Raw genomic sequence first — 22,988 nt, 5'->3', positions numbered from 1 at the left:
TTTGCTTTTAATAAATGCTTTAGCTTACTAAGAGAGAAGTTGGCAGAATCAAAATAACTGGCATCAGGCCAAAAATGAACAGAAGTACCTGTGTTGCGCTTACCCACAGTACCGACTTCGGTCAAGTCTTGCACTTTATCGCCGTTTTCAAAGGCAATTTCATACACTTTGGCATCACGACGAACTGTAACCAATACCCTTGTTGATAAGGCATTTACTACCGAGATACCAACCCCATGTAAACCACCCGAAAATTGGTAGTTTTTATTAGAGAACTTACCACCTGCGTGTAGTTTAGTAAGGATCAGCTCTACCCCAGGAATACCTTCTTCTGGGTGAATATCAATTGGCATACCACGGCCATCATCGATTACTTCCAGTGAATTATCTTCATGGAGAATGACATCTATTTTCGATGCATGCCCCGCTAAAGCTTCATCCACACTGTTATCGATAACTTCTTGACCAAGGTGGTTAGGACGGGTGGTATCGGTATACATGCCTGGGCGGCGTTTTACCGGTTCAAGTCCATTTAATACCTCAATGGCTTCTGCATTGTAATCTTGTGTCGTCATGAAATGCGGTTCTTTTTATATTAATTATCTTTGGTGACCTAGTTTCCCTTGTGGGTAAAAAAATTCTAGGTTTTAGCGCGTTTTTTTAAGTTATAACTGTTTTACGATATTTTCAGGAAATCTACAATATCTGGAAAATAACGTTCGAACCCAATAAAACTATGATCGCCAGCAAATTCAATACGCTGACGGCAGTTTTTATAATAATCGACCGCCTGTGAAAAATCTAATACTTCATCACCCATCTGTTGTAAAAGGAATAATAATTGTGGTGAAGAAAGTGAATTAACATACAGCTGCTGTAAATCAGCGACATGCTGTGTTGTTACTTCATAGTAATAATCTTGGTAAGGATTATATTGCTGACCAAGATAATCCTTCATTAAATTGAATGGAGCAACCGCTGGGTTCACAACAACCGCTCGTAACTGGTGACGTTGAGATAAAAAAGTAGCAAAAAAACCACCGAGTGAACTGCCTATTAATTTTGTATTAGGTGTTATTAACGCTTCGAGCGTCAGCAAAATCTCTCTCGGTTCGTGGTTTAATTTTGGTACTAAATACTCAACATCATGATGTTTCGCTAAATACTGACCAATTTGTTGTGCTTTAAATGATTCTGGTGAGCTATTAAAACCATGAATGTAAATTACGCGTTGTTTAGCCATACGACCTGTGTGCTTAAACTGCCATTTTGTTGTAATCGTATCACACGAAACGCCGGACCTAAGTCAACTTGCTGCCAATCTGAGGTATTTTTCTCAAACTGAATTGATGTGGCAGGCGTTGCAAATACAGCGAAACCGTCAAATAACCAGCTGTATTCATTGTGCACATGACCATGAACAAGGCCTTTCACATAACTATGATGTGACAGTAAACTAAGCAGCTCATCGCCATTTTCTAAGATGTGTTTGTCGAGATAACCATTAATGGCAATGGGGTGATGATGTGTAAATACTAAGGTAAATTTTTCGCTATTGTTAAGCTCAGATGCTATTTCAGTGAAGTGCGTTTCACAAATAAGCCCCGCAGGTGTTGGTCCTTTGGAATTTGCCAATAACACTTGCCAATGAGAGTTTTGCAAAAGCTTGCAACTACCAATACCATACTGGCTAAAGACACGGTTATAGACATCAAGTTCATCATGATTGCCCGGCAACCAAAAAAGCTTGTCAGCAAGCCCTGCATCCACCACAAGTTGCGCGAATAAGTGATACGATTCTTCACTGTGATCTTGCGTTAAATCACCGCCAAAAATAATCGCATCACAGTCAATAGACGTTATGCGTTCGAGAGTTTTATTGAGATAATTTGCCGTATTAACATTAAAATATTCACCTTCGTGATTCGCAAAAACATGGCTATCGGTGATATGAATCAGTGTTAATTGGTTACTCTCAATCTGCGCTTTTTGCTCAAACCACGCCATGGTCGGTATCCCAATGAAATGTACTTCTGCCTTGGTTGATACAGTATTCCAGCCAATCTTTTAAAAACGCATTAAGTTGATATTTCTCATCTTTTTGGTGCATATCTGGGTTGGGGTAACCATATGCAGGTTTAACCCGTTTTGGATAATATTTACATACTACTTCAGCGACTTTTGCATCATGATACACACGCACATTTAAGTCTGGCCGTGTAAACCCAATCACTTGATTGTCAGTCTGCTTTAACGATACGAGATTTGTATATGGCGATGCTTCTAACACGGTTAAGGTAAATTCAAAACCGCCAACTAATACTTTATTTACAGCGCCCTTATCATTTTGTTTTGGCAACAGGCGGTTTATGCGTGCATAATTTTGCTCACATAATCGAATATATTTCGGTAAATTTTGTCGATAAGCCTGTGCTAACACGTAAGATACTTCTCTCTTATTGCTTCAATATTCAGTTTAAGCCATTGCAAACAAATCACAGTGGCTGCGTTATCCATTTCACCTTCATCAAGTAGCTGAAACGCCCGCTTAACCGGTAAAACATGCACTTTAATATCTTCACCTTCATCAGGTACACCAAAAAGCCCACCCGCTTGTGATAAATCCGCTTCAGCATAATATAGGTATAAACGCTCAGAGGTACCGCCGGGGCTCGAAAGGTACGATAACATAAACTCAATGTTACTAAGCTCAATACCAGACTCTTCTTTCGCTTCTTTTTTGACTACGCTTTCGTAATCGGTACTGCCATCTGTCATCCCGGCAATCACTTCCAATAGCCATGGCGACTTCTTGTCACTCAGTGCACCAATACGGATTTGCTCAATAAGTAATACCGCATCCAATTTTGGGTCATAGGGTAAGACCGCAACGGCATCGCCACGTTCAAAAATTTCACGAACAACGATGTCGGACTGGCCGCCAGCAAATAACGCATGACGAAAATGGTATTCGTCTATTTTGAAGAAACTGTTAAATGTACGTTTTTTAGCGACTATTTCTACATCTGATTGGTTGAATTTTGTAATTTTGGCCATATTAAACGAATCAATTAGTTTAAAATCTATTCGATAATCTATCGATTTTTCGGTATTTTAGCTTAATAAGTCAATAAAACGAATTTTTCATATTCTGTTACACTTGAATACTTTGTTTTACTGTATTGTTTTTCTAATCAATAAAAAAACACGCTAAGATGCTTTCAAAAATTGTCTGGGGATGACAACAACTATGAAAAAGAAACTATTATCTGCGCTTGTTGCATTAACATGTGGCTTTTCAGTAACGCATGCAAATGCAGAAGACTTAATGCAAGTATACGAAATCGCACTTGCTAACGACCCTGTGGTATTAAAAGCGAAAGCAACACGCGACGCTCAAGAATACAGTACTGATATCGCAATGGCTCGTTTACTACCGCAAATCGGTGCAACAATGGGTTATGAAAAAACAGACGGTGATCTGGGTGACTCGGATGTATTTAGCCGCGGTATTAGATTAGACCAAGACCTATTCAATTTAGGCTCATGGAAATCATTAAATATTGCAGAGAAGCAAGCTCTTCAAGCAGATGCAAGCTATCAGCTAGCACAGCAAAATCTCATTGTTCGTGTTTCAAATGCCTATTTTAACGTGCTTGCACGCCAAGACGATTTAGAGTTTGTTCGCGCAGAAAAGCGTGCAATTGAACGCCAGCTTGAGCAAACAAAACAACGCCATGCGGTAGGTCTTACTGCAATTACTGATGTACATGAAGCGCAAGCACAATACGATAATGCCGTTGCTCGCGAAATTGTGGCAATCAATGATGTTGAAACAGCACGCGAAGAACTTGGTGAAATCACGGGTAAATACCACGAAAAACTTAATGCCCTTAACACGGATAAATTCTCAACGGTAAAGCCTGCACGTAAGAGCACTGAGTTTGTTGAGTCAGCAAAAGAAAATAATATTTCACTGCAAGTATCTCGCGTATCTGTAGACATTGCGAAAGAGCAAATTGAACAAGCAAAAGCAGGACACTATCCAAAGCTGACACTATCTGCTTCTTATGGTGATAGCCTTGGTGAAACTGGCCCTCGTATGGACCAAACTAAAGTAGGCTTAGGTTTCTCTGTGCCTATTTACCAAGGTGGTGGTACACAAGCTGCGGTAAACCAAGCAACGGAATATTTTGTTGCTGCTAGCCAAGAATTTGAAAGTGCATACCGTAATGTAAACAAGCAAGTACGTACATCTTACAACCAAGTAGTGTCAGATATCGCAACATATCGCGCACTTGAACAAGCAGTGGTATCTGCTGAAAGTGCTTTGCAAGCAACAGAAGCGGGTTTTGAAGTGGGCACACGTACTATTGTTGACGTATTACTTAGTACTCGTAACTTATACGATGCAAGCCGTAACTTATCAGCGGTGCGTTACCGTTATGTAGTATCCACTCTTGGTTTAAAACTTGCTGAAGGTACACTGTCTCGCAGTGATATTGAAGCAATTAACCGCGGTTTAAACTAACCACGGTAATGTAATTTTTCGTGGGAATAAATCTATTCCCACGTTTTCCTTTCTTTTTGATATACTCGCGCTAATTTTTTACTTTTTGCAAATGATATTGTGATAACTAAAGCGCCTTTTTCATATTCTTTTCTCGCACCTAAATATTGGCTTACTTGGTTAAGCGTACTTATTCTCTATTTGCTTTCATGGTTACCATACAAACTACAAATTGGCCTTGGTAAAGTACTTGGTCGTTTAGTTTATCGTTTTGTCAAAAAGCGCCGCAAAATTGCCGAGGTCAATATTGCACTGGCATTTCCTGAATTAGATAAAACAGCACAAGCCAAACTTGTAAAAGAAAACCTAGAAAATACAGGCATTGCCATTTTTGAATCGGGTATGGCGTGGTGGTGGCCCCAGTGGCGTGCTAATAAACACTTTGGCGGCATTACCGGTTATCATCATATTGAAAATGCGATTAACAGTGGTAAAGGTGTTCTGATGTTAGTGCCACATATGATGCACCTCGAAGTTGCAGGTCGTATGATGGGCATTCAAAATACCGGTGTGGGTTTTTATCGCCCACACAATAACCCGTTAATGGAATACATTATTGTTAATGGCCGCCTGCGCTTTAGTGAAGCGTTAGTGACCAAACGTGATGTAAAAAGCTTATTAAAAGCGCTTAGCAAACAAAAACTTTGTTACTACTTACCGGATCAAGACTATGGCCGAAAACGCTCCGAATTTGTGCCTTTTTTTGCAGTAGAAGAAACCTGTACTACAACAGGTACGTTAATTTTTGCTAGCAGTAAAAACAGTGAAACAGTAGCACTTTCAACTTACCGTAAAGACGGTAAGTATTTTTTAGATGTCAGCCCTGTGTTTGATGATTTCCCAACGGGCAATGATATAAATGACGTTACCCGTGTAAACAAAGCAATGGAAGATGCTATTCGTAAAGCGCCTGAGCAGTATTTGTGGTTGCACCGTCGCTTTAAAACACAAAAAGATCCAAACGCTGAATCTCATTATAAAAAGTAATTTGTCTTAGTTCGCCCAAATAGTAAAACTATTTACTATTTGGGTACAACTCATTTCACACCAACTAGTTACTGTGCTATTTAGCTGCTGCTATTAACCAACTAAGCTCTTATATTAATTTAAATTTCAACTTAAAATACGAAATTAGTATTATGCAAATTGATATTAGGTTAAAGCTATTATTGACCTGCTTTAATTTTAAACATTGTGAGAGTTGTTGTGTGGTTCTGGATTAAACATTTATCCCTAGGTATTATCTTAGTTGCAGCTGCACTGTATTTACTGCTGGGGAAAGGCCCGGTGATTGATACAAGTACAAAATCTAACCCAGCGGCTGAAGGCCTTTCAAATTTTTATAATAGTTTTCGCAGCACTCTTAACTCGATGACCGAGCGTGAAAAGTACGTAATCCTTTTAGGGGAGCCTGAAATATCACTGGCTGAAAAACTAAAACAACGCAGCACTTCAAATAAAGTACCTGCTAACTGGCGTGGTGAAATAAAAGCGCGCCGCTTTGATAAAGGTGAAACCCTTAAAGAGGTACTTTCTGAGTTTGCTGAGCAAGAAGGTATTGAGTTTTTATGGTATCTCGATAAAGACTACATCATTAAAGACAATTTCCGTGTCGATGAAACGTTTATCACCACACTTTACCAAGTTTCAAAAGCCATCGACAGTGACTTTGAAAATGATGTCTTTGGTTTTTTTTGCTATAAACATGGTACTGCAGTAATCACCGAAAATCCTACCCGATATGTGCGCGACAACTGTGTTAAAGCAACGCTTTAACACAGTTACCATTTACCATAAACTCACGCTAAGTACTTTTGCCAAATAGCAATTATTGCTTGAGTTTTATCTTGAACAGTTGCCACGCTAACAAGTTTTGCCTCTTGGCGTAAACTGACTTGGTGGTATAACTCACGTAGTTCACAATAAGCCGATGTAAGCGACAATTTTTCATTTTGTTCAATTAAACCAAGTTCCGCGGCGCGCTCAAAAATACGAATGTTATCCGAATACTCTGAGATTAACGGCTGTTGATGGGCATTTGCTAGTACAAAATATTGGGCTAAAAATTCAATATCAGCCATGCCACCTAGCCCCTGTTTAATATCAAAAAATACCTCATCCCCTTTCATCAAGTGATCGCGCATTTTTTGTCTCATATTAACAACGTCATCTTTTAGCTTTTGTTGTTCGCGTGTCAGCGACAGTACTTCTTTTCGAATGGATTTAAAGCGCTCTTGTAATTGAGTTTGACCATAGGTCATTCTGGCACGCACTAAGGCCTGATGCTCCCAAGTCCAGGCTTGTTTAAGTTGATACTCTCGATAAGTCTCAATATTAATTGCTAATAAGCCAGACGCTCCTTCAGGACGTAAACGGGTATCAAGTTCATAAAGAATGCCGGAAGCTGTGCGTGTATTAAATAAATGCAGTAAACGCTGAGCGAGCTTTAAATAAAACTGACGTGCATCAATCTGCTTGTCGCCATTTGTTTGACCAATACCGTCACTATTATGCACAAAGACTAAATCAAGGTCTGAATCATAACCTAGCTCAATGCCACCAGCTTTGCCATAGGCAATCACTGCAAAGCCTTTTTCATCGTCATTTGCAGCTGGCGGATAACCAAAACGTGCTACCATTTGCTGCCATGCTAGGTTAACGCACTGACTTACAATGGCTTCTGAAAGCGCTGTTAAGTGATCACTTACTTTCATAACATCAAGTACACCTGTGGCATCAGCTGCCGCAATTTTTAATTGATGTGTTTGTTTAAATTGACGCAACGCCTCCATTTGCATTTCAAGGTCATTTTCGTCAATTCTTAAGAAATACTGACGGATTTCTTGTTCATACCCAGTCAGTGGCAGCGTGCGATAAAGCTGAGCTGGATCGATTAATTCATCAAGCAAAATTGGATAGCAGGCTAAATGATCGCCAATCCATTTACTATGCGCACACAGTTTAAATAGTTGATTCAGAGCACCTGGGTTTTCTAGCAATAATTCTAAATAGGCAGTACGTGAAATTACCTTCTCGATTACAGCTAAAACACGTTTCAAAATGCTTGGCTGACAGCCGCATTTATCAGCTTGCTGCAATAATTTAGGCATAAGTTTATCAAGCACATCGCGGCCGCGACCGCCCAGTTTCCGTTTACTGCCAAGCACTTTAAAATCATGCAATACACTATAAAAATCAGTATCTCCAGCAAATAATTGGTGCGATGAAATCACCTCAATGCTGGGTTTTTCCCAAAGTAATTCATAGCGCGAGTCAACTTCTTGCTCATCATCCTCTTCTGAACCAATCATGGCGTTAAATTCAGTGTGAATAATTGCCATTTGAGCGTTTATCTCGGCGATGGTATCAGCATATTGCTGCTTACCTAGTAAGGCACTTAAGCGTTGCTGGCCAAGCTCATCTTGTGGCAAAGTTTGCGTTTGCTTATCATCAAATTGCTGTAAATATTGTTCAATGCGGCGTAAAAATAAATAACCATCGGTCAGTGTAGCGGCAACATCTTCTGGTACTTCGTTAAGCTCTGCAAGTGCTTCAAGTGCACTGCAAAACGATTGCACTTGTAGGCTTGGCTCACGCCCACCTCGGATCATTTGTAGCGCTTGCACCACAAACTCTGCTTCACGTATTCCACCAGCACCAAGCTTAATATTTTCCGTTAACCCCTTACGTCTTACATCTTGAGCAATCAACGCTTTCATTTTCCTAAGTGACTCAATCACCGAAAAATCAATATACTTGCGATATACAAACGGCCTTAAAAGGTCATAAAATTGCTGCCAATAGGATGATTCACTTCCCAATAACCTCGCCTTCAACATGGCGTAGCGCTCCCAGTCGCGGCCCTGCTCTTGGTAATACTCTTCCATGGCGTTAAAGCTCATAACTAAAGGACCACTGTCGCCAAATGGACGCAAACGCATATCCACCCGGAATACTTGCCCTTCAGGAGTTACTTGATTAAGTGCAGCAATGGTTTTTTGTGCAACCTTAGTAAAGAAAACCTGTGCCTCGCACGACTTTCGCCCGCCTTGTGTTTCAACTTGGTAGGGATAGGTAAAAATCAAATCAATATCAGATGAATAATTCAGTTCAAACCCGCCAAGTTTACCCATGCCGAGGATCAACATAGGCATTGCAAGGCCGTCACTATCGATGGGTTTTCCCCAAACACTCGCTACTTGCGCATAGGCCCAGCGATAAGCTGAATCAATCAGGGTTTCACTTAACTGAGAGGTATAACTGATGCTGTCGCGAATATCGTTACCATCAACCAAGTCTAAGTAGGCTAATTTAAGCCAGTATAAGTTGCGGTATTCTCTTAAAGCTTGAAAAGCAGCACCTTCATCAATTGTTTCAAGCGATTGTTGAAAAACCTCTGGCGTATGTCGCGTTGCAAGCCAAGTTTGGTCTTGTAAGTAATTAATAAAGTTTGGGTGCTGCTCTAAAATACGAAAAGCAAAGTCACTTAATGACAATAGCGTCATAATTTTAGGATCTACCTTGTCTTCATCAAACAGTTCAGCAAAACGCTGCTGCCCGAGCTGTTGCAAACCTTGTGCTAACTCCATAACTTACTTACACTCTTAACAATTAATTTTTCATGCTAGGTTAGCATCTTAGCAAAAAAGAACGCTATTTTTATGTCTTATATCACGCTCTCGAACGATCTTTTAGTCGCATTTGCCATTACCGGCTTATTAGTATTATTAGTGCTTATGGTGGTAAAGAAGCAATTACGCGCTTCAAGCTCTGATCACGACTTAATGAATGAACTCGCCAAGAAAGACAACTTTGCGATGGGCATCAGCTATGCCTCATCAATTTTCAGTATTATTTTAGTAGTGGGGTTTATCGCAAGAGAATTTAACCTTGCACAGTGGCAAGAAAGCCTACCTCATCTTGCCTTAGCACTCGCATTAGCATTGAGTTTTATCTGGTTAGGTAAGTGGATCCATAACAAACTTATTTTGGCAGACTTCAATGAAGCTAGAGCAATTGAAAAACGAAATATGTGCGCTGCATTAATAGATACTGGCGTATTACTGGCAAATTCAATCGTGGTATTAGGTTTATACAAATGGTCAAAAGCAACCAATTTAAATACCTTTCTTACCGATATTATTGCTTTTAGCGCGATTCAAATTGTTATTTTACTGCACACTCGTTGGCAAGAACGTGGCTTTTCAGCAACCAACCAAGGTGCATCACTGCAAACCTATTTTGCCTATGATAACACCTCACTGGGGCTTCGCTTTGCGGCCCGTATGATTGCCTTATCACTGGCGATATTTGCTGCATTGTCGAGCATTGAATTTATTCCAGGCAACTTTATCGACAACATCATTATGATTTTGCTAAATGTAATTGTATTTGTTGCACTGCATCAGATTACTGCATTTTTGGTACTTAAATTAGCGCTACCAAAAGTGCAAACCAATATAGAGGTTGAGCAACAAGATAATATCGGCATTGCAAATATTGAACTTGCAGTGCATCTTGCAATTGGTATTTTGCTTATCCGCTTATTCTCAATTTAGCCTTGTTCTGCTTTCCAAAGCGAAAAATTCGCATAGGGATAATCGGCGCCAGCCTGCATTACACTTGCAAGTAATGTGTAGGCGCCAACCCAAGCTTCTTTTGTTTGCACAGTGAAGTCTGCACCTAAGCCCTGCTCTAAAGTCCAAAGCAACGCTTCAGCAACGGGCTGGTAGTCGGGCATCGAGACGCCATAGGCAATATGACGTCGTCCTAATTGCCATACAGCCATCTCTAACTTATCAAGTTGCTTAAGCCCTCGCACCACAGTGGTTAAAATGGTGGCAAGCTTCTTTCCCTGCTCTTCTATATCGCCTTTAAACAAGGGTTTTAGGTGGGGCGCTATGGTAAACAAGCGCTGATAGAACATGGTGGTTGCGTCACTGGCAATCGGCACGACTTTTTCCCAAGACGATTGCACAAGTTCGATTTGTTGTGGCGTCATAGCATTATTATTTTGTTTTTGATAACAAAAGCCTAGTCCAGTTAGCTAAGAATACCAACTTGTACTAGGCGAAAATAAATAAGCTAACGTGTTTGCCCTTTCCAACGGAACAACAGCGAACCTAACAGCAAAAATAAGATACTCTGGCCAACTAAAATAAAGATTTGCGGTGCAATTTCAACAAAGCCTGCGCCTTCAAGCATGACCGCTCGTGCCCCAATCAACATTTGTGTAAGCGGGAAGATTTGAGAAATTGCTTGTACAAACGCGGGGCTACCTTCAAGGGAAAACCACACCCCAGATAACATCATCATCGGCCACGAGACTAAATTTAAAATACCCCCCGTAAATTCCTCAGATTCCGAGCGACAGGCAATCAGTAACGAAAGTGAAATAAGTGCAAACGCCCCTAATATGCAAAGCAGCAATAACCACCACATATTACCCAACAAATAAAAATCAAAGATAAAATTACAGGCCACAAAAATGCCTGAGGTAAGCGCAACCACTATCAGTAAGCGCGACACAATTTGCGCCGCTAAAAACTCAACAGGTTTTAATGGTGTTGCACTTAAACGCTTTAACACCGCATTTTTGCGATAGCGTACAATCACATAACCTACACCATACAAGCATGAAAACATCATATTCATCGCTAGAATACCGGGCACTACCCAATCTAAATAACGAATTTCCTGCCCTTCGATGGTCTCTTTGATAAACTCACTGGTGTGATGTTGTGTGGTTTCTGCAAGCAGCAGTTTTTCAGCAATATAGCCATTAGCTGAGCTTGCATTAACCCAATATTGGCTATCTTGAAAACTCACCAATAAATCCAGTTTATGCTGCCTAAGCTTATCAATCGCATTTGATTTATCGCTATATTCAATAAATTCTAAATGTTTATACTGGCTAATACTGTGCTGTTGCAAATCGCCTAAATAGCCAATTTTAAACAAGGTTGGATTATCATTTTTAAAAATAAACGCAAAGCCAACCACTAACAAAATTGGGAAAGCAAGGTTCCAACCAAGCGCTGAGCGATCGCGAAAAAACTCATAGTTTCGCGCCACAAGTACCGCTAAAAATCGTTTAAACATGTTGCGGCTCTCCTTCATTTTGTAGCGCATGTCCCGTTAATTTGAGGAACAAATCATCCAAATTAGCAGATTTAATTTGCAGCCCTTGCAATGAAATTTGCTGCGCTAATAAGCTCGCAATAGTGGCTTCGGTATCGTCGGTATGAATAAGCGCACTGTCTTGACTAAACTGCACATTGCTCATCTGATGCGATGGCGGCAGGTTCTCTTTCGGTAAAGAGATAAGTGCACCTTTAAAATGTTCGCGTAATAGATTCTCTGGGCTATTCATCGCTATCACTTTTCCCTTATCCATAATCGCGATTTGATCACATAAATACTCGGCTTCATCCATATAATGTGTCGTGAGTAAAATCGTTTTACCTTGTGCTTTAATGTCATTCACTAAATCCCAAAATAAGCGACGACTGTGGGGGTCAAGTCCCGTTGTCGGCTCATCTAAAAAGATAAGTTCTGGATCATTAATTAATGCAAGTGCTAGCAATAAACGCTGTTTTTGCCCTCCAGACAGTTTTCGGTGATCTACATTAATAAAATCACTCAGCTGACATTGAGCTATTAAGGTATCAATAGGTACAGTTTTACTATAAAAAGAGGAAAATAAATTAAGTGTCTCACGCACCGTTAAATAATCTTGCAGCGCAGTATGTTGAAACTGAATACCTAATTTCTGGAAATCGTCACGGGTGATCTGCTCACCATTAAATAAAATTTCACCTGAGCTCGGGGCTAATATTCCTTCGAGCATTTCAATTGTGGTAGTTTTTCCTGCGCCATTTGGCCCAAGCAAACCAAAGCAAGACCCTTTCGCCACTTTAAAATCGATTTTATCGACCGCACAGAAATCAGAAAACTGTTTGCAGAGCTGCTTTACTTCAAGAATTGTTGTCATAAGCGCCTTTAATACTTGCCTTTATTGATTGGCTTTTCATACCATATAAGCATATTAATCTTCGAGAGTCATTATGCGCATTCCCCATATTTATCAAGATGGTCCAATTGTTGTCGGCACCGAACTGCAACTTGGCGACGATGCCGCTGGACATATAGGCCGCGTTTTAAGAATGCAGCAAGGACAACAGGTTAGCCTATTTAATGGCGAAGGCGGTGAATACCTTTGTACCATCTCACAAGCGAATAAGAAAAATGTGTTTGTAACCGTAGATGAATTTCACGATGTAAGCTGTGAATCACCGCTAAAAATCCATTTAGGACAAGGGATTTCTCGCGGTGAAAAAATGGATTTCACCATTCAAAAATCGGTTGAGCTGGGCGTTACAGAAATCACCCCGCTTTTTAGCGTACGCTGTGGTGTTAAACTGCAAGGTGAACGCCTTGATAAAAAGCACCAGCAATGGCAAAAAATTGCAATTGCTGCAGCAGAGCAGTCTGGTCGCAATTTTGTGCCCGTTGTTCATCCTCCCATTAAACTTGAGCAATGGCTTGCACAACAAACAGATGAAACCAAACTGACGTTACACCCACGTGCCGAGCACAGCATCAAAACCATTGATAGCATTAGCAACTTCAATCGCCACAGCATACGTTTTGTCGTTGGGCCTGAGGGAGGCTTTACCGATGGTGAAATCCAAGCAGCGAAAGCTGCCAATTTTATCGACATTAAACTTGGGCCACGTGTACTTCGTACTGAAACCGCAGCGCTCACTGTTTTATCAGCATTGCAACTTGCATATGGGGATTTGGCTTGATTTAAACCTTAAGCACCCCCATAACATAGAGAGTTGAAAATAAAGGAAACTAACATGACGATTAAGCTTGGCATTATTTCAGATCCTATTGCAGGATTTAATATTAAAAAAGACACCGGCTTCGCCATGATGCTCGAAGCGCAAAAACGTGGTTTTGAAATTCATTATATGGAAATGAATGACCTGTTTTTACGTGGTGGGCAAAGTTTCGCAACCTCGTCAGTTGCCACTGTGTTTGATAACACAGAAAAATGGTATGAACTTGAAGAGAAGCAAGCAATCGCCCTTGCTGATTTAGACGTGATTTTAATGCGTAAAGATCCACCTTTTGATACCGAATATATTTATGCAACGTATCTTTTAGAACGTGCAGAGCAAGCAGGTACGCTGGTTATTAATAAACCTCAAAGCTTACGCGATGCTAACGAAAAATTATTTACTGCTTGGTTTAGTGAACACACCCCAGATACATTAGTAACGCGTGAGCAATCACATATCCGTGCATTTCTAGAAGAGCACAAAGACATTATTCTTAAACCGCTCGATGGCATGGGTGGTGCGTCAATTTTCCGCGTTAAACAAGATGACCCAAATATTGGTGTTATTTGCGAAACACTAACAGCACACGGCAGCCAATATGCAATGGCACAAAATTACATTCCAGCGATCAAAGATGGCGATAAGCGCGTATTGGTAGTTAATGGTGAAGTTATTCCCTATTGCTTGGCGCGTATTCCACAAGGTGGTGAAACCCGCGGTAATTTAGCAGCCGGCGGCCGAGGCGAAGCGCGCCCAATCACCGAGGTTGAGCGTAAAATTGCCGAAGCGGTAGCACCAACATTAATTGAAAAAGGCCTTATTTTTGTTGGTCTAGACATTATTGGTGACAAACTCACCGAAATTAATGTAACAGCGCCAACTTGTGTGAAGGAAATTGAAGCGGCTTATGATATTTCAATTACTGGTAAGTTATTCGACGCAATTGAGCAAAAACTAGCGCATACTAAAAGCTAAAGATAAGGCAAAAGGTGCTAATCGATGAGTAAGCAAACCGAGTCATTACGAAATACCTTTTTAGTTGCAATGCCAAACATGCCCGACCCGCGCTTTAAACATAGTGTGACATACATTTGTGAACACGATGAATCGGGCGCAATGGGGCTTGTTATCAATCAGCCAACTAATTTAACCGTTGGTGAATTACTCGACCAGATTGATATTGAAAATAACAAAATGGCAAGTAATAGCAGTATTGCGGTTTTGTCTGGAGGACCCGTTCATACCGACCGCGGTTTTGTATTACACAGCAGCAAACCAGGTTACAGCTCAAGCTCTGCCATCAGCTCTGAAATCATGATAACCACATCTAAAGATGTATTGCATGAGTTAACGAGCCATGATGCACCTGATCAATTTCTCATTACCTTAGGCTATGCAGGCTGGGATCCTGGCCAACTTGAGCGCGAGTTAATTGAAAATACCTGGCTTACTGTGCCAGCTGACCCAGAAATAATTTTTAACACCCCAGCGCATATGCGTTGGCAAAAAGCGATAGAAAGTTTAGGTATTGATTTAAACAAGCTTTCGCTTTATTCAGGACATGCTTAATGAGTAAAAATCCAATAGGTCAACGCACTTTTATGGGCTTTGATTTTGGTACTAAAAGTATTGGTATTGCTGTAGGGCAAGAGATATCAGGAACTGCAACGGCACTCAATGCTCTGCCCGCGAAAGACGGTATTCCTAACTGGGATAATTTAAAGAAGATACTCGATGAATGGCAACCCGACCTATTAATTGTTGGTTTACCACTAAATATGGACGGCACCAATCAAGAAGTTACGTTCAAAGCGAAAAAGTTTGCTAAACGTTTACATGGCATGTTTGGTTACAACGTTGAAGTTCAAGACGAACGTTTAACCACAGCAGACGCAAAAGCTCGCTTATTTGACCACGGAGGTTATCGCAATCTCGCCAAAGGGAAAGTTGACAGTATGTCAGCACAAATTATCTTAGAAAGCTATTTTGAAAGCCTTTATGGAGACTAAGCAATTGCTTAGTCTTTATTTATCAACTCGCTATTTAACACTTTTACACTGCCTTTTTCAGGAATAAAACCCGCCTCAATATACGCAGATTTAATGCGCTTTTGCTCGGCAAGAATAGCCAAACCTTTTTGCAGTGCAGCAAACGCAGCTTCTCCATCAGGGTGTTGTTTACTCACTACATAATGACGACTGTCGTTAAATGTGAGCGCGATGCCAGGCACTGCCAATAGCTCAAGAGAGTGCAATTTATAGCGATTATTTACTGCAGGCATAAAAGGCAGTAAAACAAAATCAGCCCACTTTTTATCGACTGCGCGAATTTGCTGTAACCACTCATCATCTTGGTATAGCTTTTTAAGCTTCAAGCTCTTAAGAGTTTCCCAATCTGCATGCCAACGCGGTGTTGAAATTGAAGAGAATTTTCTGAAGTCGTCAAGGCTATCAATAGCAAACACTTTTCGGTTTTCAGGGTGCGCAAAAATGCCTGCTAAATATTCACCTTTGCGAAACACAGGTTCGGAGATATAAGCATATTCAGTAATTTTTTCAGCATCAGCATACCAGTAAGTATCAAAACTAAGCAGCTGTTTGCCACGCTCTAAAATATTGGTATTTCTGAGCGTGACTTTACCAACTTGATAGTTAAACTCTTTGTTAAAGCCACCGAGTTTAAGTGCTTGCAAAGCAAGCACCATGTCCACTACATCACGGCGCATGCGATAACCTGTAAAAGAGGTAATTTCATGCACATCACGACCTGCAACAAACGCCTGAAAATCAACATACACATCATCTCTGATATACATATCAATCTCATTGGGTGATTTTGCAGCATATGCAGCAAAACCTGTTAACAGATTAAATAAAATGAATACTAAAACTTTAAAACGGCATAACTTCAACATAGGCGCTTCACTTACTACTGATTTTTATCTCCATCAAGACCATCAACAGTTACCCCTTGTAAGAAGCCGGCACCCTGCTGTTCATTATTACGCAGCTTGATCATCAAACGTAAATCATTTGGCGAATCAGCATGATGCAGTGCATCCGCGTAATTAATACGGTGTTGCTGATAGAGATCAAAGAGCGCTTGGTCAAATGTTTGCATGCCCATTTCACGTGATTTAGACATGGTTTCTTTAATTGCACCCACCTCACCACGTTTAATAAGCTCTGCCACCATTGGCGAATTAAGTAATATTTCAATGGCAGCTGCACGTCCATGGCCATCACTGGTAGGCACTAATTGCTGCGCCACAATAGCGCGTAAATTAAGTGCTAAATCGTACTTTAACTTGTCGTGCTTTTCTTTAGGTACTAAGTGCATAATACGGTCAATTGCTTGGTTCGCGTTGTTGGCGTGCAGTGTTGCCACACATAAGTGACCTGTTTCAGCAAATGACAATGCATATTCCATGGTTTCTTGAGAGCGGATCTCACCAATCAAGATAACATCAGGTGCCTGACGAAGTGAGCTTTTCAGCGCAGACTCAAAACTATCAGTATCAAGCCCCACTTCTCGCTGAGTTACAATGCTCTTTTGGTGTTCGTGTACGAATTCAATTGGATCTTCAATGGTTAAAATATGCCCACGTTGATTACGGTTACGATAGCCTAAAAGCGCAGCCAGTGATGTTGACTTACCGGTACCTGTACCACCCACAAACAGCACTAGACCACGTTTTGACATAATCACGTCAGTTAGTACTGTCGGCAAGCCAAGGTCTTGTACTTCAGGAATAGTGGTTACGATACGACGAATAACCATACCCGCTTTATCACGTTGCCAAAAAGCGGATACACGGAAACGACCTGAATCACGTGCAATCGCGAAGTTACACTCTTTAGTTTCGTGGAACTCTTTAATTTGCTTTTCCGTCATAGCCGACTCAACCATTGCAAGTGCTTCATCTTCAGATAAATCAGCTTGGCCAATAGGACGTAACTCACCATTTATTTTGGCACTTACCGGTAGATGTGTTGAAACAAATAAATCCGATGCTTCATTCTCTACCATTTGTCTTAAAAAATGATCAAGATTGTACATAAATACCTCTACAAACTATCGGGCGCCTGCTCCGAAGTTATTCTTATCATGCGCTTTTGCATAAGCATCTTGCTGTGTGATTAAGCCGCGGTTAAGTAGATTAGCTAAACACTGATCCATCGTTTGCATACCATGCGATGCACCCGTTTGAAGTGACGAGTACATTTGTGCAATTTTGTCTTCACGAATAAGGTTACGAATTGCTGGTGTACCTATCATGATCTCGTGTGCTGCGATTCGTCCGCCACCTACTTTTTTCACAAGAGTTTGTGAGATTACTGCACGCAGTGATTCAGAGAGCATTGAACGTACCATGTCTTTTTCTTCACCTGGGAATACGTCAATAATACGGTCGATGGTTTTTGGTGCTGAGGTGGTGTGAAGTGTACCAAATACTAAGTGACCCGTTTCTGCTGCAGTCATTGCAAGACGAATCGTTTCAAGGTCACGTAATTCACCAACCAGAATAACATCTGGGTCTTCACGAAGCGCTGAACGAAGCGCATTGTTAAAGCTGTGCGTATCACGATGCACTTCACGCTGGTTAATTAAGCTTTGCTTGTTGTCATGAACAAATTCGATAGGGTCTTCGATAGTCAGAACGTGGTGATGCTTGTGAGCGTTAATGTAATCAATCATTGCAGCAAGCGTGGTTGACTTACCAGAACCCGTCGGCCCTGTTACCAATACCAAACCACGCGGGTTGTTTGAAATATCTTTGAAAATTTCAGGGCACCCTAAGTCTTCAAGGGTTAAAACCGTGCTTGGGATAGTACGAAATACAGCAGCTGGACCACGGTTTGAATTAAAGGCATTAACACGGAAACGCGCTAAGTTAGGAACTTCGAAAGAAAAGTCACATTCTAGGTTTTCTTCGTATTCTTTTCGCTGCTTATCATTCATAATATCATACACTAAGCCGTTTACGTCTTTTGGTCCAAGTGCGGGGATATTAATTCGTCTTACGTCGCCATCAACGCGGATCATAGGTGAAACACCTGATGACAAGTGTAAATCTGATGCATTATGTTGCACACTGAATGCCAGTAATTCAGTAATGTCCATTGGATTGCTCCACTAAGTTACTTTTTTGAATAATTATATGATTACAATAGCAGAACGACTTAAAATAGCCTATGACAGAATCGCAAAAGCGATAAAAAATTCTCACATTTCAGGGCAAAAAGTGGCTTTATTGGCGGTCAGCAAAACAAAGCCTAGTACTTTAATCCGAGAAGCCTACCATGCAGGTCAGCGCCAATTTGGCGAATCATATGTGCAAGAAGCCGTAGATAAGATCAATGAGTTATCTGAATTAAACGATATTGAATGGCATTTTATCGGCCCTATTCAATCAAATAAAAGCGCACTTGTAGCAACTCATTTTGATTGGGTACAAAGTGTTGACCGTATCAAAATTGCCAGACGGCTTAATGAGCAGCGCCCGCACAATATCGCTAAATTAAATGTCCTTATCCAGATTAACATTGATGATGAAGAAACCAAGTCAGGCTGTACAATTGACGAGTTACCTGAAATAGCTTCTTTCGTTGCCAATGCTGAAAATTTAGTACTGCGTGGTGTAATGGCAATACCGAAGAAAAGCGAAACAACCAGCGAGCAGCAAGCCAGCTTTGCCAAACTTCACGGTTGTTTTACAGAATTAAAATCCCAATATCCAACTATAGATACGCTTTCAATGGGCATGAGTAACGATGTTGAAGCTGCAATCAGTCAAGGCAGTACCATGGTGCGAATTGGCACTGATATCTTCGGCCCAAGAAACTAATTTAACACTAAAAGAGAGTCCTTATGTCACAAAAAACCATTGCATTTATTGGAACCGGGAATATGAGTTACGCCATTATTGGCGGTCTTGTTAACAGTGGCTTCAGCCCAGATCATATTATCGCAACCAACCGCAATGCTGAGAAATTGGCTAAAGTTGGCGATGACTTTGGTATTCAAGTTACTAGCGATAATATTCAAGCCATTAATCAAGCAGATTTTGTTGTGCTCTCGGTTAAACCACAGATGATGGAAGCGTTATGTCAAACAATTAAAGATTCTGGCATCGCTTACCAAGACAAAGTGTTTATCTCCGTTGCTGCGGGTATTAAAGTTGCACGTTTACAAGAAATGTTAGATCACCCGGTTAAAATGATACGCTGCATGCCAAATACGCCAAGCCTTCAAGGAAAAGGCGTTAGCGGGTTATTTAGTGACAATACGAGCGATGAAGAAAGACAGTTTGCAACTGAAGTATTCAGTGCAACCGGTATTGTCATGTGGCTTGATAAAGAAGAGCAAATTAACGATATCATTGCAGTAACTGGCTCATCACCTGCTTATGTTTTCTTATTTCTAGAAGCGTTAGAGCAAAAAGCCATGTCACTTGGTTTTGATGCCGAGCAAGCCCGTCAATTAGTACAGCAGGTGGCTGTAGGTGCTAGCGATATGGTGGCAAAATCTCCTGACTTATCAATCAGTCAGTTACGTGCTAATGTTACTTCAAAAGGTGGCACAACGGCTGCGGCCATTGCGCATTTAGAGCAGCAAAACTTAGCACAAACTGTCGCCGATGCGATGGATGCGTGTATCGCTCGTGCACAACAAATGGAGCTAGAATTCTAATGAATGATGCATTTCGATTTTTAGTCGAAGTCATTTTTGACTTGTATTTAATGGTAGTATTACTGCGTTTTTGGCTGCAAACAGCACGTGCCGATTTTTATAACCCGCTCAGTCAATTTGTAGTAAAAGCCACCAGCCCGTTACTCAACCCTATTCGTAAAGTAATACCCGGACTAGGCGGCTTTGATTTAGCCTCCTTAATGCTTGCCTTAATCGTCGCAGCATTAAAAATTGTCACAATTTCACTGTTATTTTTTGGTGGATTAGAACCATTAACGGTTCTTATTGGCAGCGTAATTACGGTGATTAAAGAAGGCTTGAATTTAGTATTTTGGGTATTAATTATCCGCGCTATTTTAAGCTGGGTAAGCCAAGGCTATAATCCGATTGAGGCCATTTTCCATCAGCTTACAGAGCCAATGCTACGCCCTATTCGTAAAATTATCCCACCGATTGGCGGGTTAGATTTATCGATTCTTATCTTGATTATCGGATTACAATTCTTACAAATCCTATTCCTTGATTTATTTAGATAAAAACCAATAAATTGAGGTAGAATAAAAAAGCCGCAAAGTGCGGCTTTTTTGTCATCTATACTAATATTAATTTTTCCATATAAGGGGCGAATTATGAAAACCCTCATTTCACTTTGTTTAGCATGTTGTGTATTTATAACCACAACTGTTTTCGCCAATACCGAACAAGGTGGTCAATATAAAGAGCTTGGCAATTGGCAAGTCCACTATATCGCATTTCCTTCAACTGTATTACAACCTAAAATAGCTCAGCATTACGGCATTGAACGAAGCAATTATAATGCTGTTATCAATATTTCAGTGCTTAATAAAAAAAGTAAAGCAGCGCAAAAAGTGACAATTTCCGGCACTGCTAAAAACTTATTGGGGCATACCGAAAAGCTCTCTTTTAAAGAGATTGTTGATGGTGAAGCCATTTATTACATTGCCGAGCTTGGCTATAGTAATGAAGAGCTTTATCGCTTCAAGCTTGATATTAAAGGACAAAACAAAACGGAAGTGTTGAAGTTTCAACAAAAATTCTATGTTGATTAAGTCTGAATAAAACACTTTAGTTAAAATATTAAAAAAGGTTTTTTAATATGCAATTGATTATAAACCAAGTGCTGCCATCATTTTTTGGCCAATATCAACGTGATGTTGCATGGTTGAAAATTGCTTTGTTACACCTTCAGGACCGAATGCGTATACTGGAACTGGCGCTGCTGTATGCGTACCAGTACCCCAAACAACGTTTTGGTGATGCGCTAAAGCACGACCAATTTTTGCAGTGTGATCTTCATCTGCATAAACGTAGAACTCGTTAAAGTCATCAAATTTTGGCGTAACATCTGCGCTCTGATATTTATGGTCTGGATCGTAGTAAGGGTTATTTTCGCGCTCACCCACTTTCTCAGCTTCTTCTAATGTCACTTTATATTCGCTGTAATTATTGATAGCTGTCATCCAATCATTTGCTGTTGCCGCATCAAAATTCCAATCTGCATTAGCCATATCAAGCATGTTGTAGAAAGTACCTGACTGCTTATACAACATTTCAAGATGACTTAAATCACCAAAGTTGAAGTTTGGTTTATAGTCACGGCCTTGCATGCCATCGCCAGGAAGTGTTGTCGCTTCAGGCATATTGTAGCGAGAATAACTAAAACCAAAGCTGCCCGTTTCATGGTCAGCGGTTACAACGACTAATGTATCATTACGGTCTTTTACCCACTCATGCACAGCTTCAACAGCTTCATCAAACTTAAGTAATTCATGTAGCATCCAACCTGCATCATTTGCGTGACCTGCCCAGTCAATTTGACCGCCTTCAATCATAAGGAAGAAACCGTCTTCGTCTTTTGAAAGCACATCAAGGGCTTTCATTGTCATCTCTTTTAACGACGGTTGCGAACAGCTATTTGCTTCTTTACACGCAGAGTATGCAATTCCATCTGCCATACCTGAGTTAGCAAATAAGCCTAACAGCTTGGTTGTTTCAGTTGCATCTAATTGTGCTTTATCAAACGCAACTTCATAGCCAAATTGCTCTTTTGCTTCAACTACTAGGTTGCGGTCATCACTACGCTTTGATTTTTTATAAACTGATTCAGGCGCACCTAACGCTTTCATTACATCACGATCGGCAGTATCCGTTTTAATATCAGACGGTAAAAATACACGTGCTCCACCTGACAGTAATACATCAACACTGCCACTAGCAATTAGCTCTTCTGCAATTTCAGGCTCAAGTGAACGGTGAGGTTGGTGCGCAGCAAATGCCGCTGGTGTTGCGTGAGTAATACGTGTATCAGACACTAAACCTGTCGCTTTGCCCGCTTTTTTCGCTTTTTCTAAGATGGTTTCAACAATGTTACCTTGGTCGTCAAGACCAACCATTTCGGAACCTGCAGCCATACCCGTGGCTAGCTGTGTTGCAGAACATGCTGAGTCAACAACTAGCTTGCCATTAGCACCGTGAGGGGCATTGAGTGATAACCCCATAACACCTTGGTTAGCAAATTTTGACAGTGCTGTTACACCATTTTTGCTCTGATATGTTGAGTTTGGTGCGCGGCGTGCATACTCTTCAAGCAGACCCACTTGCTGAGGACCCATGCCGTCACCAATCATTAGAATTACATTCTTTACTTCAGTAACAACGGCCGGTGGTACTTCAACCTCTTTAATCACTTCAACTTCTTTGATTACTTCAACAATTTCCTTGTCGTCTGAACCACAACCCGTCATGAATAAGCTAGCAATTGCTAGGGCGACACATGTTTTTTTCATTATTTTGTACCCATTTGAATTAAATTTTGCGATAGCCTACTCACCAATTGTTAAACTAAGATTTCATAT

Annotated in this window: 25 protein-coding genes; 12 read left to right on the top strand and 13 right to left on the bottom strand. The window is 40.7% G+C overall.

Annotated elements, in window-relative coordinates; all coding sequences use genetic code 11:
* The 5 genes from ON073_RS09385 to ON073_RS09365 form a co-directional block, all read right to left on the bottom strand.
* Positions 1 to 575: ATP-binding protein (locus ON073_RS09385; protein ID WP_274761633.1), on the bottom strand; the 575-nt coding region annotated here is incomplete at its 3' end.
* Between the two features lie 101 nt (positions 576 to 676).
* The gene (locus ON073_RS09380; RefSeq protein WP_274761632.1) at positions 677 to 1,243 is read right to left on the bottom strand and encodes a YqiA/YcfP family alpha/beta fold hydrolase; all 567 of its coding nucleotides are present in this window, start codon (positions 1,241 to 1,243) and stop codon (positions 677 to 679) included.
* Positions 1,225 to 2,007 (bottom strand): metallophosphoesterase, encoded by a 783-nt coding sequence (locus ON073_RS09375; protein WP_274761631.1) that lies wholly within the window; start codon positions 2,005 to 2,007, stop codon positions 1,225 to 1,227. Before ON073_RS09375 ends, ON073_RS09380 begins: the two co-directional genes overlap by 19 nt.
* A complete protein-coding gene (locus ON073_RS09370) occupies positions 1,994 to 2,440 on the bottom strand; it encodes a DUF1249 domain-containing protein (RefSeq protein ID WP_274761629.1) in 447 nt (148 codons plus the stop codon). Before ON073_RS09370 ends, ON073_RS09375 begins: the two co-directional genes overlap by 14 nt.
* The gene (locus ON073_RS09365) at positions 2,434 to 3,057 is read right to left on the bottom strand and encodes an NUDIX domain-containing protein (RefSeq protein ID WP_274761627.1); all 624 of its coding nucleotides are present in this window, start codon (positions 3,055 to 3,057) and stop codon (positions 2,434 to 2,436) included. The genes ON073_RS09370 and ON073_RS09365 overlap by 7 nt, the downstream gene beginning before the upstream one ends.
* A gap of 193 nt (positions 3,058 to 3,250) precedes the next feature.
* Here ON073_RS09365 and tolC point away from each other — a divergent pair, with 193 nt between their 5' ends.
* The 3 genes from tolC to ON073_RS09350 all read left to right on the top strand — a co-directional run bounded on the left by tolC (position 3,251) and on the right by ON073_RS09350 (position 6,346).
* Positions 3,251 to 4,531 (top strand): outer membrane channel protein TolC, encoded by a 1,281-nt coding sequence (tolC, locus tag ON073_RS09360; RefSeq protein ID WP_274761626.1) that lies wholly within the window; start codon positions 3,251 to 3,253, stop codon positions 4,529 to 4,531.
* A 99-nt stretch (positions 4,532 to 4,630) separates the two neighbouring features.
* Positions 4,631 to 5,557 carry an LpxL/LpxP family Kdo(2)-lipid IV(A) lauroyl/palmitoleoyl acyltransferase gene (gene lpxL / locus ON073_RS09355; RefSeq protein WP_274761625.1) on the top strand — a complete coding sequence of 309 codons (927 nt, stop codon included), beginning with the start codon at positions 4,631 to 4,633 and terminating at the stop codon, positions 5,555 to 5,557.
* A 219-nt stretch (positions 5,558 to 5,776) separates the two neighbouring features.
* The gene (locus tag ON073_RS09350; RefSeq protein ID WP_274761624.1) at positions 5,777 to 6,346 is read left to right on the top strand and encodes a TcpQ domain-containing protein; all 570 of its coding nucleotides are present in this window, start codon (positions 5,777 to 5,779) and stop codon (positions 6,344 to 6,346) included.
* Positions 6,347 to 6,369: 23 nt separating this feature from the next.
* Here the strand turns inward: ON073_RS09350 and glnE are convergent, their stop codons facing one another.
* A complete protein-coding gene (glnE, locus tag ON073_RS09345; protein WP_274761623.1) occupies positions 6,370 to 9,159 on the bottom strand; it encodes a bifunctional [glutamate--ammonia ligase]-adenylyl-L-tyrosine phosphorylase/[glutamate--ammonia-ligase] adenylyltransferase in 2,790 nt (929 codons plus the stop codon).
* A 72-nt stretch (positions 9,160 to 9,231) separates the two neighbouring features.
* On the opposite strand from glnE, the gene ON073_RS09340 reads away from it, so the two are divergent.
* The gene (locus tag ON073_RS09340) at positions 9,232 to 10,128 is read left to right on the top strand and encodes a DUF350 domain-containing protein (protein WP_274761622.1); all 897 of its coding nucleotides are present in this window, start codon (positions 9,232 to 9,234) and stop codon (positions 10,126 to 10,128) included.
* Here ON073_RS09340 and ON073_RS09335 read toward each other — a convergent pair.
* The 3 genes from ON073_RS09335 to ON073_RS09325 all read right to left on the bottom strand — a co-directional run bounded on the left by ON073_RS09335 (position 10,125) and on the right by ON073_RS09325 (position 12,563).
* Positions 10,125 to 10,571, bottom strand: coding sequence for a globin family protein (locus tag ON073_RS09335; RefSeq protein ID WP_274761621.1), 447 nt, complete (start codon positions 10,569 to 10,571; stop codon positions 10,125 to 10,127). The genes ON073_RS09340 and ON073_RS09335 overlap by 4 nt on opposite strands.
* Before the next feature lie 83 nt (positions 10,572 to 10,654).
* Entirely contained in the window at positions 10,655 to 11,671 is a 1,017-nt protein-coding gene (locus tag ON073_RS09330) for an ABC transporter permease (protein ID WP_274761620.1), read from the bottom strand.
* A complete protein-coding gene (locus ON073_RS09325) occupies positions 11,664 to 12,563 on the bottom strand; it encodes an ABC transporter ATP-binding protein (protein WP_274761619.1) in 900 nt (299 codons plus the stop codon). Before ON073_RS09325 ends, ON073_RS09330 begins: the two co-directional genes overlap by 8 nt.
* A gap of 73 nt (positions 12,564 to 12,636) precedes the next feature.
* Between ON073_RS09325 and rsmE the strand changes: the two genes are divergently transcribed.
* The 4 genes from rsmE to ruvX are packed head-to-tail and all read left to right on the top strand — an operon-like array spanning position 12,637 to position 15,428.
* Positions 12,637 to 13,380, top strand: a complete 744-nt coding sequence (gene rsmE / locus ON073_RS09320; protein WP_274761618.1) for a 16S rRNA (uracil(1498)-N(3))-methyltransferase — start codon at positions 12,637 to 12,639, stop codon at positions 13,378 to 13,380.
* Positions 13,381 to 13,434: 54 nt separating this feature from the next.
* A complete protein-coding gene (gene gshB / locus ON073_RS09315; protein ID WP_274761617.1) occupies positions 13,435 to 14,394 on the top strand; it encodes a glutathione synthase in 960 nt (319 codons plus the stop codon).
* A gap of 24 nt (positions 14,395 to 14,418) precedes the next feature.
* Positions 14,419 to 14,988 carry a YqgE/AlgH family protein gene (locus ON073_RS09310; protein WP_274761616.1) on the top strand — a complete coding sequence of 190 codons (570 nt, stop codon included), beginning with the start codon at positions 14,419 to 14,421 and terminating at the stop codon, positions 14,986 to 14,988.
* Positions 14,988 to 15,428 (top strand): Holliday junction resolvase RuvX, encoded by a 441-nt coding sequence (gene ruvX / locus ON073_RS09305; protein ID WP_274761615.1) that lies wholly within the window; start codon positions 14,988 to 14,990, stop codon positions 15,426 to 15,428. Before ON073_RS09310 ends, ruvX begins: the two co-directional genes overlap by 1 nt.
* An 8-nt stretch (positions 15,429 to 15,436) precedes the next feature.
* Here the strand turns inward: ruvX and ON073_RS09300 are convergent, their stop codons facing one another.
* Genes ON073_RS09300 through ON073_RS09290 form a run of 3 tightly spaced genes read right to left on the bottom strand, consistent with a single transcriptional unit; the run spans position 15,437 to position 18,543 of the window.
* Positions 15,437 to 16,333, bottom strand: coding sequence for a hypothetical protein (locus ON073_RS09300; protein WP_274761613.1), 897 nt, complete (start codon positions 16,331 to 16,333; stop codon positions 15,437 to 15,439).
* A 14-nt stretch (positions 16,334 to 16,347) separates the two neighbouring features.
* Positions 16,348 to 17,478: a PilT/PilU family type 4a pilus ATPase gene (locus ON073_RS09295; protein WP_274761612.1), complete on the bottom strand. Its 1,131-nt coding sequence runs from the start codon at positions 17,476 to 17,478 to the stop codon at positions 16,348 to 16,350.
* Between the two features lie 15 nt (positions 17,479 to 17,493).
* Complete coding sequence (locus tag ON073_RS09290; RefSeq protein WP_274761610.1) at positions 17,494 to 18,543, bottom strand: type IV pilus twitching motility protein PilT; 1,050 nt, start codon at positions 18,541 to 18,543, stop codon at positions 17,494 to 17,496.
* 37 nt (positions 18,544 to 18,580) lie between these two features.
* Here ON073_RS09290 and ON073_RS09285 point away from each other — a divergent pair, with 37 nt between their 5' ends.
* The 4 genes from ON073_RS09285 to ON073_RS09270 all read left to right on the top strand — a co-directional run bounded on the left by ON073_RS09285 (position 18,581) and on the right by ON073_RS09270 (position 21,182).
* Positions 18,581 to 19,267, top strand: a complete 687-nt coding sequence (locus ON073_RS09285; RefSeq protein ID WP_274761609.1) for a YggS family pyridoxal phosphate-dependent enzyme — start codon at positions 18,581 to 18,583, stop codon at positions 19,265 to 19,267.
* Between the two features lie 23 nt (positions 19,268 to 19,290).
* The gene (proC, locus tag ON073_RS09280; RefSeq protein WP_274761607.1) at positions 19,291 to 20,112 is read left to right on the top strand and encodes a pyrroline-5-carboxylate reductase; all 822 of its coding nucleotides are present in this window, start codon (positions 19,291 to 19,293) and stop codon (positions 20,110 to 20,112) included.
* Entirely contained in the window at positions 20,112 to 20,648 is a 537-nt protein-coding gene (locus ON073_RS09275; RefSeq protein WP_274761605.1) for a YggT family protein, read from the top strand. The genes proC and ON073_RS09275 overlap by 1 nt, the downstream gene beginning before the upstream one ends.
* Positions 20,649 to 20,741: 93 nt before the next feature.
* Positions 20,742 to 21,182, top strand: coding sequence for a DUF4426 domain-containing protein (locus ON073_RS09270; RefSeq protein ID WP_274761604.1), 441 nt, complete (start codon positions 20,742 to 20,744; stop codon positions 21,180 to 21,182).
* Positions 21,183 to 21,239: 57 nt separating this feature from the next.
* Here the strand turns inward: ON073_RS09270 and ON073_RS09265 are convergent, their stop codons facing one another.
* Positions 21,240 to 22,919 carry an alkaline phosphatase gene (locus ON073_RS09265; protein ID WP_274761602.1) on the bottom strand — a complete coding sequence of 560 codons (1,680 nt, stop codon included), beginning with the start codon at positions 22,917 to 22,919 and terminating at the stop codon, positions 21,240 to 21,242.
* Between the last annotated feature and the right edge of the window lie 69 nt (positions 22,920 to 22,988).

This window comes from Pseudoalteromonas sp. G4, from assembly GCF_028875915.1.
In the GTDB taxonomy this organism is placed as follows: Bacteria; Pseudomonadota; Gammaproteobacteria; order Enterobacterales; family Alteromonadaceae; genus Pseudoalteromonas.
Note: the sequence above shows the minus strand (reverse complement) of the source record. Positions and strands in the feature narration are given on the sequence as shown.

Excerpts from the sequence above, each read along its gene's own strand:
- ON073_RS09380 (WP_274761632.1), bottom strand. The coding sequence starts at position 1,243 with ATGGCTAAACAACGCGTAATTTACATTCATGGTTTTAATAGCTCACCA.
- ON073_RS09375 (WP_274761631.1), bottom strand. The coding sequence starts at position 2,007 with ATGGCGTGGTTTGAGCAAAAAGCGCAGATTGAGAGTAACCAATTAACA.
- ON073_RS09365 (WP_274761627.1), bottom strand. The coding sequence starts at position 3,057 with ATGGCCAAAATTACAAAATTCAACCAATCAGATGTAGAAATAGTCGCT.
- tolC (WP_274761626.1), top strand. The coding sequence starts at position 3,251 with ATGAAAAAGAAACTATTATCTGCGCTTGTTGCATTAACATGTGGCTTT.
- glnE (WP_274761623.1), bottom strand. The coding sequence starts at position 9,159 with ATGGAGTTAGCACAAGGTTTGCAACAGCTCGGGCAGCAGCGTTTTGCT.
- ON073_RS09340 (WP_274761622.1), top strand. The coding sequence starts at position 9,232 with ATGTCTTATATCACGCTCTCGAACGATCTTTTAGTCGCATTTGCCATT.
- ON073_RS09335 (WP_274761621.1), bottom strand. The coding sequence starts at position 10,571 with ATGACGCCACAACAAATCGAACTTGTGCAATCGTCTTGGGAAAAAGTC.
- ON073_RS09330 (WP_274761620.1), bottom strand. The coding sequence starts at position 11,671 with ATGTTTAAACGATTTTTAGCGGTACTTGTGGCGCGAAACTATGAGTTT.
- ON073_RS09325 (WP_274761619.1), bottom strand. The coding sequence starts at position 12,563 with ATGACAACAATTCTTGAAGTAAAGCAGCTCTGCAAACAGTTTTCTGAT.
- rsmE (WP_274761618.1), top strand. The coding sequence starts at position 12,637 with ATGCGCATTCCCCATATTTATCAAGATGGTCCAATTGTTGTCGGCACC.
- gshB (WP_274761617.1), top strand. The coding sequence starts at position 13,435 with ATGACGATTAAGCTTGGCATTATTTCAGATCCTATTGCAGGATTTAAT.
- ON073_RS09310 (WP_274761616.1), top strand. The coding sequence starts at position 14,419 with ATGAGTAAGCAAACCGAGTCATTACGAAATACCTTTTTAGTTGCAATG.
- ruvX (WP_274761615.1), top strand. The coding sequence starts at position 14,988 with ATGAGTAAAAATCCAATAGGTCAACGCACTTTTATGGGCTTTGATTTT.
- ON073_RS09300 (WP_274761613.1), bottom strand. The coding sequence starts at position 16,333 with ATGTTGAAGTTATGCCGTTTTAAAGTTTTAGTATTCATTTTATTTAAT.
- ON073_RS09295 (WP_274761612.1), bottom strand. The coding sequence starts at position 17,478 with ATGTACAATCTTGATCATTTTTTAAGACAAATGGTAGAGAATGAAGCA.
- ON073_RS09290 (WP_274761610.1), bottom strand. The coding sequence starts at position 18,543 with ATGGACATTACTGAATTACTGGCATTCAGTGTGCAACATAATGCATCA.
- ON073_RS09285 (WP_274761609.1), top strand. The coding sequence starts at position 18,581 with ATGATTACAATAGCAGAACGACTTAAAATAGCCTATGACAGAATCGCA.
- proC (WP_274761607.1), top strand. The coding sequence starts at position 19,291 with ATGTCACAAAAAACCATTGCATTTATTGGAACCGGGAATATGAGTTAC.
- ON073_RS09275 (WP_274761605.1), top strand. The coding sequence starts at position 20,112 with ATGAATGATGCATTTCGATTTTTAGTCGAAGTCATTTTTGACTTGTAT.
- ON073_RS09270 (WP_274761604.1), top strand. The coding sequence starts at position 20,742 with ATGAAAACCCTCATTTCACTTTGTTTAGCATGTTGTGTATTTATAACC.
- ON073_RS09265 (WP_274761602.1), bottom strand. The coding sequence starts at position 22,919 with ATGAAAAAAACATGTGTCGCCCTAGCAATTGCTAGCTTATTCATGACG.